Origin of the sequence: Flammeovirga sp. SubArs3 (assembly GCF_947387565.1) — a bacterium.
Lineage (GTDB): Bacteria > Bacteroidota > Bacteroidia > Cytophagales > Flammeovirgaceae > Flammeovirga > Flammeovirga agarivorans.
On the sequence record NZ_CANDOA010000007.1, the window covers coordinates 211,482 to 223,725 of the forward strand.

At 36.7% G+C, this 12,244-nt stretch carries 10 protein-coding genes; 1 reads left to right on the forward strand and 9 read right to left on the reverse strand.

Annotated features, from left to right (window positions below):
* The first annotated feature begins 146 nt into the window (after positions 1–146).
* Positions 147–1,292 (forward strand): cysteine desulfurase family protein, encoded by a 1,146-nt coding sequence (locus tag QL232_RS19670; protein WP_168883716.1) that lies wholly within the window; start codon positions 147–149, stop codon positions 1,290–1,292.
* A 67-nt stretch (positions 1,293–1,359) separates the two neighbouring features.
* Here the strand turns inward: QL232_RS19670 and QL232_RS19675 are convergent, their stop codons facing one another.
* From QL232_RS19675 to cobU, 9 genes are all read right to left on the reverse strand, one after another.
* Positions 1,360–1,887, reverse strand: a complete 528-nt coding sequence (locus QL232_RS19675; RefSeq protein ID WP_281615476.1) for a YceI family protein — start codon at positions 1,885–1,887, stop codon at positions 1,360–1,362.
* Between the two features lie 6 nt (positions 1,888–1,893).
* Entirely contained in the window at positions 1,894–2,577 is a 684-nt protein-coding gene (locus QL232_RS19680) for a hypothetical protein (RefSeq protein WP_281615477.1), read from the reverse strand.
* Between the two features lie 221 nt (positions 2,578–2,798).
* The gene (gene eno, locus QL232_RS19685) at positions 2,799–4,070 is read right to left on the reverse strand and encodes a phosphopyruvate hydratase (protein WP_281615478.1); all 1,272 of its coding nucleotides are present in this window, start codon (positions 4,068–4,070) and stop codon (positions 2,799–2,801) included.
* A gap of 122 nt (positions 4,071–4,192) precedes the next feature.
* Complete coding sequence (cobN, locus tag QL232_RS19690; protein WP_281615479.1) at positions 4,193–7,933, reverse strand: cobaltochelatase subunit CobN; 3,741 nt, start codon at positions 7,931–7,933, stop codon at positions 4,193–4,195.
* Between the two features lie 18 nt (positions 7,934–7,951).
* Complete coding sequence (locus QL232_RS19695) at positions 7,952–8,530, reverse strand: MFS transporter (RefSeq protein WP_281615480.1); 579 nt, start codon at positions 8,528–8,530, stop codon at positions 7,952–7,954.
* A complete protein-coding gene (cobW, locus tag QL232_RS19700) occupies positions 8,523–9,542 on the reverse strand; it encodes a cobalamin biosynthesis protein CobW (protein ID WP_281615481.1) in 1,020 nt (339 codons plus the stop codon). The genes QL232_RS19695 and cobW overlap by 8 nt, the downstream gene beginning before the upstream one ends.
* A complete protein-coding gene (locus tag QL232_RS19705) occupies positions 9,539–10,126 on the reverse strand; it encodes a cob(I)yrinic acid a,c-diamide adenosyltransferase (RefSeq protein ID WP_168883709.1) in 588 nt (195 codons plus the stop codon). The genes cobW and QL232_RS19705 overlap by 4 nt, the downstream gene beginning before the upstream one ends.
* 263 nt (positions 10,127–10,389) lie before the next feature.
* Positions 10,390–11,724 carry a cobyrinate a,c-diamide synthase gene (locus tag QL232_RS19710; RefSeq protein ID WP_281615482.1) on the reverse strand — a complete coding sequence of 445 codons (1,335 nt, stop codon included), beginning with the start codon at positions 11,722–11,724 and terminating at the stop codon, positions 10,390–10,392.
* Between the two features lie 4 nt (positions 11,725–11,728).
* Positions 11,729–12,244 carry a bifunctional adenosylcobinamide kinase/adenosylcobinamide-phosphate guanylyltransferase gene (gene cobU / locus QL232_RS19715; RefSeq protein WP_281615483.1) on the reverse strand — a complete coding sequence of 172 codons (516 nt, stop codon included), beginning with the start codon at positions 12,242–12,244 and terminating at the stop codon, positions 11,729–11,731.

The following is a 12,244-nucleotide window of genomic DNA, read 5'->3' on the forward strand; positions in this document are numbered from 1 at the left end:
CAAAAACTTATTCAAGTCTTAATAATTTATAATTAAACGGACAATCTTACCGAGGTTGTCCGTTTTTTTGGATAACTTTGTATTTGAAGTAAATTGTGATGTTTAACCACATACACCAACCAATTCAAATCATCATATAACACACTATGAGCATTTACTTAGATAGCGCAGCAAGTACACAACTTGACCCTCAGGTAAAAGAAGCTATGATCGAATCGATGGACACTATTTATGGTAACCCATCTTCTACCCATGCACACGGACGAGCTTCAAAAGCAGAATTAGAAAAAGCACGTAAATCCATTGCACAATGTATTAATGCACTTCCTTCTGAAATCATCTTTACTTCAGGTGGTACAGAAACAGACAATGCTGCTATTAAAGGTCTTGTTCATGCTTATGATTTGAATAGAATCATTACTTCAAAATTAGAACATCATGCTGTGCTACACATCACAGAACATTTAGCTCAAGAAAATAATATTGAACTGATCTTCTTGGATTGTGATGAGAAAGGAAATCTAGACCTTAATCAATTAGAGGCTTTACTTCAAGAAAATGGTGATAAAACATTAGTTACATTAATGCACTGTAACAATGAAATCGGAAATATTCTTGATATCCAAAAAGTAGGCGAACTGTGTAAAGAATCTGGAGCTTATTTTCATTCTGATACAGTACAAAGTGTAGGTCATTTTCCTGTAGATGTAAAGGAATTACACATACATACCTTAGCTGGTGCAGCACATAAATTTCATGGACCAAAAGGTGCAGGTTTTATGTATATCAGAAAAGGAACTAAAATGCCAGCACTAATCGAAGGTGGTGGACAGGAAAGAGAAATCCGTTCTGGTACTGAAAATGTATGGGGAATTGTTGGCTTGGCAAAAGCTTTAGAAATAGCTACTGCTGAAATGGATAGCCATACAGCTCATATCAAAGAAGTAAAGCAATACATGAAAGAGCAATTGTCTGAACATATCGACGGAGTTCAGTTCAATGGTATGAGTGACGATCTTGACAACAGTTTATATACTGTTCTTAATGTTAGTTTCCCTCCTTCAGAAAAGAATGGAATGCTATTATTTGCGTTGGACTTACAGAAAATTTCTGTTTCTGGAGGTAGTGCTTGTAGCAGTGGGGCATCACAAGGTTCTCATGTTATTGCAGGTATTGGCGGAGCAGCTGATAGAACTTCAGTTCGCTTCTCATTCTCAAAAAATAATACTAAAGAGGAAATCGATACCGTTATCGTTAAACTGAAAGAAATATTAGATTTAGTAGAGGCTTAGGTCTTTATCAATTCTTGTAAAAATAGAAAACACTCTACTTTAGAGTAGAGTGTTTTTTTATAACACCTCAATTTAAAACACAAGTAATCTTAATTTCTACTTCGTCTCCTACAGTAAAAGTGCCTGTACCTTTACCCAAATCATAATCCAATCGATTTATTTTTAAATCACCTACTAACGTTGATTCATTTTTTGTAAAAGGAATGGAAACTTCTTGAGTAACACCATGTAATGTTAAACTTCCTTTGGTGATGTATTGATCTCCCTTTTTTATAATTTCATCAGAGACAAAACAGATGGTTGGATATTTTTCGACTTCAAAGAAATCTTCATTCTTTAAATGTTTATCTCTTTTTTCATTATCCGTATTTACAGTTGATGCCGCAATACAAACATCAAAACTTGATGATGATAAATTACTCTCATCAAACTGAATTGTACCACTCATACCATTAAAAAAACCTTCAACAGTATTCACCTTAAAGTTACTTATGCTAAAGTCAATTCTTGAAGCACTTGTATTTATCTCCTGTGCAAAAACATTGGCAACACTAAGAAATAATAAGGCTAAAATAACTAGAGACTTATTTTTCATAATGACTTATTTTATATTATACCTTGCTCCAATCACTAACCCATCACTGACACCTCTAAACCTTTTGTTCCCTGCCTGTAATTCCGTTGGCGTCTGAAACTCTGTGAAAGTATGTGCAAAACCTAACTTTGCTGACCACTTTTTATTGAAGTGATATTGTACATAGAACTCAGAACTTAACATACCTGTATCGTTGGCTCCAATCAGTAAAAGAGATGCATTACCAGAAGATGCTGTAGTTGGTTGACTACTTCCATTACCTGTATAAACAGCATCTTTATCAGCTCCGAATGTATAACCTACAGCATCGATGTTCATACCCACTTCAAATTTACTTTTGATGCGGTAACTCAATGAAATATAAAGAACAATATTCGATTGACTTGGACTAGCAATGGTCAAAGTATCTTGTTTGTCTGACTTTCCATAATACTCCGGAGGAGCAGAGTAAAACTCTTTATTATCTTTCCCTTGGAAAAAGGAATATCGAAGCCCTGTTCCAATAACAAATTTCTTCTTTTGCCCCAAGCCCCAAGAGTGACCTAGTGATAAAGATCCTACAAAGTCAGAACTGATTTGTACAGTTGCATCTGCATATAAATATTTTGAAGGTAATGTTTCAGTTTCTTGCTGAGCATATAGTGCTAAGCTAAAAATAGAGAAGAGTAGAGTCAATAATTTCGTTCTCATAGTAAAAGTTAAGTTTGGTATTAAATAATAATCAGATTGATCTTTCATTTTGATCATCTTCATAAAGGACTTTGAACAGTTTTACTAATGAGTCGTTCTTTTAGAGAATTACTGACAAAAAAAAATAAAAATCTATCGACAACTGTATTAAATTATATGGATTATATAAAAATACCACCTAAGATTTATTAGGTGGTACTTCTTATTAAATTATTGGTATTTTATTTCCATCTATATTCAGATCTACCTGCTAATTCATGCTCAATTTCTAGTAGACGATTGTATTTTGCAATTCTTTCTCCTCTACAAGCTGAACCCGTTTTTAGATGACCTCCATCCATTGCTACTGCAAAGTCGGCTAAAAACGTATCTTCCGTTTCACCTGATCTATGCGATAAGAAATAGCGCCAACCTGCATCCCTACACATTCTTACAGCTTCAATTGTTTCCGTTACCGACCCAATCTGATTTAATTTTATCAAACAGGAATTTGCCGTTTTTTTATTAATGCCTTCTTGGATGTATTTGGTATTGGTCACGAAAATATCATCACCCACCACTTCGATTTTGTTACCATACTTTTCGGTGAATTTGGCAAAACCATCCCAATCCTTTTCTGCTAATGGGTCTTCCCAAAGAATAATTGGGTATTTCTCTAACCATACCCCTGCTAAATTGATTAAATCGTCAGAAGTCATTTTTCCTCTTCCTGACCATACTAAATCATAATTATCTTTTAGATTTGTACAGAAAGAATTGGCTGCATTATCAACAGCTATCGAAAGGTCTTTACCAGGAGAATACCCTGCTTTATTAATTGCTTCAATGATCAGTTCAATAGCTGCTTCATTACTTTCACAATCAGGAGCAAAACCTCCTTCATCCCCTACACTTGTTGCCAAGCCACGGTCTTTCAAAATTCCTTTTAGAATATGAAATGTCTCTGCAACATATCGTAAACCTTCTTTAAAAGATGGAGCTCCATGTGGTACCAACATAAATTCTTGAAAGTCTACACTATTATCAGCATGTTCTCCTCCATTTAGAATATTCATACATGGTACAGGTATACGTACAGCATTGGTTCCTCCTAAGTATTGATACAAAGGAATGTCCAATGATTTTGCTGCTGCTTTAGCGACCGCCATGGAAACACCTAATATTGCATTTGCTCCAAGCTTAGACTTGTTTTCTGTTCCATCCAACTCGATCATTGTATAATCAATATCTTTTTGACGAGTGGCATCCATACCTTCCAGTGCATCCGCAATCAATGTATTAACATTATCTACTGCTTTTTGCACACCTTTTCCTCCATAGCGTTTGTCATTGTCTCTTAGTTCTAGAGCCTCATTTTGCCCAGTAGACGCACCTGAAGGAACAGAAGAAAACTCTCTTGTCCCATCAAAAAGCTCTACATATACTCTTACAGTTGGGTTACCTCTCGAATCTAAAATTTCAAGAGCATAAATTGATTCAATTAAAGTGTTCATAAATAGTTTTTAGGGTTGATAATTAGCTAGTTATAAGTTAGTCATTTTTTATTGATATTAGATCTGTAAATTGAAATTGTAACAAGCAATTCATATTCGTAAGTAAGGAAATACAATTACTTCTACTCCAGTTCTCCTTCTGCCTTCATGTATAGTGATTTCAACTGATCCAATGTTTCTTGAATTGGGTTTTCCCACAATCCTCTTTGGATCGCTTCCAACATTCTCTCCGACATATCTTTCAATGCCCACGGGTTATGTTGGCGGATAAATTCTTGATTTTTTTGATTGAAAAGGTACTCTTCTGTGATGCCTTCATACATAAAATCTTCGATCAGGTTGGTGGTAGCATCATAGGCGAAAAGGTAATCCATGGTAGCGGCCATTTCAAAAGCACCTTTGTAACCATGATCTCTCATCCCTTCCATCCATTTTGGATTGACGACTCTTGAACGGTATACTTTTAATAATTCCTCTTTCAGTGATTTGATTCTTGGTTGATCAGGGCGTGAGTGATCACCAAAGTAAGTGGTTGGCATCTCTCCTTTCTCCAAGTTGACTGCCGCTGTCATTCCTCCTTGGAATTGGTAATAATCATCAGAATCTAATAAATCATGCTCTCGGTTATCCTGATTTTGAACCACCACTTCCACCATAGATAATCGTTTTCTGAAGGTCTCATGTGCTGACTTTCCTTCATTTCTTCTTCCCGTATAGGCATATCCACCCCAATTGATGTATACATTGGCAAGGTCTTCTTGATTCGTCCAATTTTTCTCATCAATCAATCCCTGTAACCCTGCTCCATACGCTCCTGGCTTGGAACCAAAAACTCTATACAGTGAACGCTCATAAGCTGTTTTCTCGTCTAATCCTTCTTTCTTCCAATCCTCTCTTTCCTTCTCAAAACGAGCTTTAATCGGGTTCATATCATTCGGCTCATCCAATTGAGCTACTTTCTCAACGGCAGAATTGAATAAGGAAATCACATCCGGAAAGGCATCTCTGAAGAAACCAGAAATACGCAATAAAACATCTACTCTTGGACGCTTTAACTCCAAGATTGAAATAACTTCAAAATCCTTCACTCTACGATTGGCTCCCTGCCAAATCGGTCGGACACCCAATAATGCAAAAGCTTGTGCGATATCATCTCCACCCGTTCTCATAGTTGAAGTTCCCCAAACAGAAATTGCCACTGAACTTGGATATTCTCCCTCTTCCTGTAAGTATCTATCAATGATATTTTGAGCACTTTTTACTCCCAAATCATAAGCGGATGGAGAAGGAATTGTTCTTGTATCTACGGAATAGAAATTTCTACCTGTGGGTAAAATATCCAATCGCCCTCTTGTTGGGGCACCTGAACCACCGGCAGGAATATACTGAGCATTTAAGCCTTTTAGAAGATGGTCTATTTCATTCCTTGTTTTTAGTAAAGTCGGGATCGTTTTTTCTTTAATAAATGAGACCACTTTTTGTGTTTCCTCACCATAATGTCCTTCTTGATTATGAATGATTCCTTCAATGATGGTCTTCGCTCTATTTTCTAAAACCTCAACTGCCTGACCAATCGTTCTACATTCCACTCCCATGATCGTTTGCTGTAATGCCGTTTCATAAACAGTATCCAATGGATCAAATGCTAATTTCAAATCAATGGCTAAGACTTGTAAAATACTCTTGGTTTCCCCTTGAGGTAAGCGGTGCAATGCCACTAACATATCCAAGAATTTTTCTTCTTGTGGAAGCAAACCAAAAATATGCAATCCACCTCTAATTTGAGCTTCTTTTAATTCACATAAATAGCCATCAATCACCTCCAAAAGAGCATCAATATCTTTTCCATCTTCATTCAAATCAACTCTCAAATGAGTTGTATTGACAAGGTTTTCGATTTTCGATTTAATCAAATTGGCTCTCTTGGGATCAAGCAAAGCAGACTCATAAAACTCATCAATCAATAATTCCAATTGAAGCAACTCACCATAATTTTCAGCCCTTGTCATCGGTGGAATTAAATGGTCTAAGATAATGGCATGATTACGTCTTTTGGCTTGTGTTCCTTCCCCTGGATCATTAATAATAAAGGGATAGAAATGTGGAATAGCTCCCAAAATAGCGGCAGGAAAACAAGATTCCTTCGACAGTGCTACCCCTTTCCCAGGTAACCACTCCAAGTTACCATGCTTACCTACATGAATAATGGCATCGGCTGAGAAGTAATTTTGTAACCAAATATAATACGCCAAATAAGCGTAAGTCGGTGGTAAATCAGGAGAGTGATACGTGGCTTGCAGATCGATATTATATCCTCTATTCGGTTGAATGCTTAAGAAAATATTGCCTAGTTGCTTTCCTGGAATTAGAAAATAGCCTTCTCTGTAATTCGGTGATTTTGATGGATGTCCCCACTGCTGTTCTACTTTCTCTCTTAATGTAATGGATAGTTGGTTATAGTGGGTGTAAAATTCTTCTTCTTTGATTTTAATTTCAGCGGATTTATAAGAGAGTGATTCCAGTTCGTTAGTGACATTTTCCGTCAACAACTCCATCAATTCTTCAGTCCCTTCTGGAACAGTCTCACCTAAATCATAGCCGGAATTTTTTAAGGCATTTAATATTTCTACAGTACTTGCAGGTGTATCCAATCCTACTCCATTCGCCAAACGGCTATTTTTACTCGGATAATTAGGAAGAATAACGGCTACATTCTTCTGCTTATTTTCTTTTTCTCCCAATTGAAACCAAGCCTTTGTATGTTCTGCTACAAACTGACATCCTTCTAAATGAGGCTCAAAATACACAATTTCAGAATCTGTCAACTCGTCCTTTTCTTTGGCTTCTTTAAAAGCAATCACCGACGTAATGATCTTTCCATCGACTTCCGGTAATGCGATATTCATGGCAATATCAGTCGGCGGTAAACCAAAAGTCCCTTCTTCCCATACCTGCTTATTACAACTCGCCAATATTGCTTGGATAACTGGAACATTGAGTGTATCAAAAATGCCTTTGGTCTCATTGTCTTGAAAGCCTTGCAGTGAAAAGCCGGTCGTATTGATCAATACATTGGGCGGAGCGATTTTACAATTTTCTAAAAGAGAAAAAATACGTTGCTGAATGTCTTCATCACGATACGATAACGCCATACAAGTAATGGCTGTCACTCCTCTTCGTTCCAACTCTTCAGTGACTGCAATAAATGGATCAAGGTTATCAGCTAAGAAATAACTTCTATAACCTAATATCAATACCGTTGCCTTTTCAGTATGTGCTAAAGGTTGGTTGAGAATTCCTTTTGATGGGTGATAAAGGAATAAATCAGGAATGCTTTCTTGTGCTTTGATTGGAAAATCATATTCCAATGCTTCATTCATGATCAGCTTCAACACTTCTTTGGTATTCTCCTTTCCGCCCATCACAAAATACTGCCATATTTCACTGACTTTTGAAAGGGGCAAAGTCGACATCTGCATCAATTCCAAATCAGGTTTATTGTCACCCGGCAGAAAAATCACATCAATGTCATTGTCTTCAGCATACTCAGCAATTGCTTCACACAAATAAGAAAAGTAAGCGGTTCCTCCCAATAATTTCAACACAACTACTTTTGCTTCTGACACTACTTCTTCGATATAAGTATCTATCGTCAATTCCTGTTTGAAGTATGTCAAGTTGGCTAAACGTACACTGGGTAGTACAGCTTCTTCTTGATATAATTCTTGATAGGCTTTGTTGACGGTGAATAACTCGGTGTCAGCGGCCGATAAGAAAAGAAGATCTCCGGTAGATTGTTGGATATGGAAAACACCTTCATCATTGGGGTTCCATCCTCCTGGAAGTGTTGAAATTAAATGCATGTTGAGAGAATAATTAAACTAAGCAACCTTTACTTTTTGAGGTTCTGAAATCACTTTTTCATCGACCATCAGCGACAACGCACCTGAACCGAATGAGAACATTGCCATAAGTGAAAAAATGATAGAAAAACCGAATTGCATAGCAAATAAGGCTCCGATGATTGCAGCAAACCCTTCAGCAAAGGAACGGTATCCAAAGAAGTGAGAATAGATACTTTTCTCTTTTCCTTTCTTCAATGACATTGCTATGATAGCACTCCAAGAAGGGTTAATCACTGTTTCACCCAAAGAGACTATAATTTGGATAAGAAATACATGAATAGGACTTTCTGCGAAAACATACAATCCATAACCAACTCCCATCAATGCATATCCTATACACATCATTACTCTTTTACTGAGTTTTGTTTCGTCTATTTTATCAAAAAGGAAGTAAAAAATGCCTTTAAAAACAGCATAAACTCCAACAGCAATACCCGCATCAATCAGAGTTCCACCAATTTTTTCAATAAAAATAGCATATATGGGAGCTAATAAGTTGGCTCCCATATGTGTAAATATTGATGCTAGTAATAGTAATTTTATATTTTTATGCATGAGGTGTTGATGCTAATTTCAAATCTCTACCAATTACTACTAAGTGTGTTTTTCTTACCTCACCTTCTTGCCAAGGTCTATCAAAATAATAATCAAAACGATCACCGACACCTTGAAGAATCATACGCATTGGTTTATTTGGAATATTGACAAAACCTTTGATTCTGTAGATTTCATGTTCCTTTACCAATTGCGTCATCTCTTTTACCAATTGCTTGATGTCTGAAGTTTCTGGGAACTCTAATAATTCCGTCACTAATGAATCGTCGTGGTCATGATCATGCCCATGTTCGTGATGATGTTCATGGATAGAATGACGGTTATCTAAATCGTCTTCTGCTGACGCTTCAATCCCTAACAACAAATCGTTGCTTACTTCTCCTTTAACTACTGGAATAACTTTCGTGTTGGCTCTGATTTTTTGCTGAACATAAGATGAAATTTCTTCAAATTTTTGATCATCCACTATATCTCTTTTACTAACCAAAACCAAATCTGCACATGATAATTGATCTAAGAACAACTCTTCAATTGGTGTCTCATGATCCAATGATTCGTCTGCCAATCTTTGCTCTTGAACTCTTTGTCTATCGCAGAATTCTCCTGTTGCTACACCTACAGCATCAACTACAGTAATCACTGAGTCGATTGTAATGTGTGGTTTTAAGTCAGGCCAATTCACTGCTCTTACCAATGGCTTTGGCATTGCCAAACCTGAAGTTTCGATCACGATATGGTCAATATCATCTTTACGCTCTATTAACTCTAGCATAGAGGGTAAAAACTCTTCCTGAACAGTACAGCAAATACAGCCATTGGATAACTCGATCAAGTTACACTCATCATCACCGCATCCGGCTTTGATGATTTCGCCATCAACACCCACTTCACCAAATTCATTCACCAATAAAGCAATACGCTTACCGTTGGCATTTTTCATCATGTGGTGTACTAAAGTCGTCTTTCCAACGCCTAGGAAACCTGTTACGATTGTAATTGGGATTTTTCTCATGCTTGTGGTTTTTTCTTTCTTTTATATAAAAATAAATTCCATTTTTCTTCTGCTACTCCGTGCTTGTCCATCTCCGACCTTGCCATGGTAAAAAACAAATCTGACAGACGGTTGATGTACGAAGAGATATAGTCTAATACACTTTCTGGATCTTCATGATGTAATGTCACTAAAGTGCGTTCACCTCTACGAATTTGGGTTCTACATACATGACATAAAGCTGAGATTTCATTACCTCCTGGTAATAAAAAATAATCTGAAGGGCTACTCATTTTCCCTTCCATCTCATCAATCCATGCTTCACAAAATTCTGCTCCGTCTGTTGGATGAGGGTTTTGGTTTTCTTTTTTAGAATCTGAAGGACGAGCTAAATGAGACATCATATTCATCATGTCCTTTTGAATTCTGTGCAAATTGGGTTGCCATTCATGGTCATTGCCTAATTTTGATCTTAAAAGACCTATAGTTGAATTCACTTCATCCAAGGTGCCTATGCATTCGATTCGGGGAGCATCTTTGAACTCTCTTTTTCCGCCGAATACGCCTGTTTTTCCAGAATCACCTTTTCTAGTGTAGATTTTCATAGCGTAAGAGTATAATTATGTATTTAGATTGAAATATTAGAAACACATTTTTGCTAAATGAAAGAAGATCTACTTTCAATCTCCCTTCCCCTTCATTTTTGTCTTGAAACAAAAACGAAGCAAAAAATTCAAGGCTGTGAAGTCAAAAGCTAAATTCTATTACACTCGGCTAAATGATTTTGAACTCGCTGTCGCTCAAACAAGAAAATCATTTTCAACGCCTCATTTCATAGAATTCTTAACGCTTTTCCCTTCAAGGCCATTTACTGCAGTAAACGACTTTTGTCTACTTCATTTATACTATGAAGCAACTGCTGAAGGTCTCCTATCTCACCAAAATAAAAGTGGATATAAGAGGCCAATACGTTTTTAAGTTGATAGATTTTTGTTGGAACTTCTTGCTCTCTTGCACTCCACACAGTTCCTATTGTTTCTACATTCTCATCATCATGAACTTTCGAATAATGAAATTCATGCCCTTTGATTGTAAAATCATGCATATCGATTTTACGATACCCTAATGTGAGTTTCATTTTCTTCATAGAACTGGTGAAAGGAAATACACCCACCATTGACCATTCATTCCCTTTTTGATCAATCATGCTTTTCCCGAGGTACATCATTCCTCCACATTCGGCGATAATTTGTCCTCCATTTTCTGCATAGTTTTTAATGCTATCCCTCATATTAGTATTAGAAGAAAGCTCTTGTGTATAGCATTCGGGATAGCCTCCGGGGAAGTAAACCAAATCGGAATCGGGGAGTTCTTGATCGTGAATTGGGCTAAAAAACTTTACGGTACCCAATTGCTTTAACGCTTCAATATTTTGATAATAACTAAAGTTGAAACCTTCGTCTCGAGCAACCGATATTTTAAAATCAGAATTGGACGTTTCCTCTTCTATTTCAAGGATTTTTTTCTCTTTTTGAGTAATAGAAAGTAGCTGATTAATAGCAATGGTTTCGTTCATCTGATCCGCCATTTTGCCAATCATCTGATCATATTTTGAGAGGTTATCAATCGACAACCCTAAATGTCTTGATGGGATTTTACACTCTTCAATAAAAGGGACATGACCTAATGCTTTTATACCGACATCATCACATGCTTCTTCTAAAAATTTGTAGTGGCTTTTGGTATTGACCCGATTGAAAATTACGCCTGCAATATTTAAATCGGGATCAAAGTTTTTAAAGCCATATAATAATGGGGCAACGGAATAAGCGACCGATTTGGCATCAACAACAAATATGATAGGAACATCAAGTTTCTTTGCTAATTCAGCTGTGCTACCTTCAGACTTTCTTGCTCCATCAAATAAGCCCATTACTCCTTCAATACAAGAAATATCCACCTTGTTGGCTAGCTTATGATAAGTAGACTTCAGGTGTTCTTCTCTCATCATAAAAAGGTCAAGGTTAATTCCCGTTTTTCCACAAGCAATTTTGTGAAATTTAGGATCGATATAATCAGGCCCGCTTTTAAAAGGTTGGGTGGTAAACCCTTTATTCTTCAAAAGACGGAGTAGCCCTAAAGTGACCGTCGTTTTTCCAGAATTACTCGTTGGAGCAGCAATAATGAAGCTTGATGTTTTCATAAAATTATTCTTTTACGGTCATCGGTAAACCGGATACTACAAATGTTACTTTCTGAGCTTGTTTGGCTATAAACTGATTGATTAACCCATGGATATCGGTAAACTGTCTGCTAGCCTTATTCATGGATATTCCACCCAAACCAATTTCATTACTGACCACAACCAATGTACAGTCCTGTTGTATTAATGAGTTCCAAATTTCTTTCGCTTTCTGCAAAGCTTTTTCTTTATCATAAGACACCTCGTCGAAAATATTAGTAAGCCAAAGTGTAATGCAATCCAATAAAACTACCTGACCTGAGAAATCTTGCTGATGTATATCTATAGGTTCTTCAACTGTGGTCCAACACTCTTCTCTTCTAGCTTGATGAAGGGTAATTCTTTCATTATGTTCCTCATCCCATTTCTTCGACGTAGCCAAATAAATGGGAGTATTTGTTAGCCCCAAGGTGACTTGTTCTGCAAAAGCACTTTTTCCCGATCGTTGCCCTCCTGTGATAAGATGAATGTTAGCTTTCAT

What these genes read in the sequence shown, in the direction of transcription:
- QL232_RS19670 (WP_168883716.1), top strand. Translation starts at nt 147, where the DNA reads ATGAGCATTTACTTAGATAGCGCAGCAAGTACACAACTTGACCCTCAG.
- QL232_RS19675 (WP_281615476.1), bottom strand. Translation starts at nt 1,887, where the DNA reads ATGAAAAATAAGTCTCTAGTTATTTTAGCCTTATTATTTCTTAGTGTT.
- QL232_RS19680 (WP_281615477.1), bottom strand. Translation starts at nt 2,577, where the DNA reads ATGAGAACGAAATTATTGACTCTACTCTTCTCTATTTTTAGCTTAGCA.
- eno (WP_281615478.1), bottom strand. Translation starts at nt 4,070, where the DNA reads ATGAACACTTTAATTGAATCAATTTATGCTCTTGAAATTTTAGATTCG.
- cobN (WP_281615479.1), bottom strand. Translation starts at nt 7,933, where the DNA reads ATGCATTTAATTTCAACACTTCCAGGAGGATGGAACCCCAATGATGAA.
- QL232_RS19695 (WP_281615480.1), bottom strand. Translation starts at nt 8,530, where the DNA reads ATGCATAAAAATATAAAATTACTATTACTAGCATCAATATTTACACAT.
- cobW (WP_281615481.1), bottom strand. Translation starts at nt 9,542, where the DNA reads ATGAGAAAAATCCCAATTACAATCGTAACAGGTTTCCTAGGCGTTGGA.
- QL232_RS19705 (WP_168883709.1), bottom strand. Translation starts at nt 10,126, where the DNA reads ATGAAAATCTACACTAGAAAAGGTGATTCTGGAAAAACAGGCGTATTC.
- QL232_RS19710 (WP_281615482.1), bottom strand. Translation starts at nt 11,724, where the DNA reads ATGAAAACATCAAGCTTCATTATTGCTGCTCCAACGAGTAATTCTGGA.
- cobU (WP_281615483.1), bottom strand. Translation starts at nt 12,244, where the DNA reads ATGAAAGCTAACATTCATCTTATCACAGGAGGGCAACGATCGGGAAAA.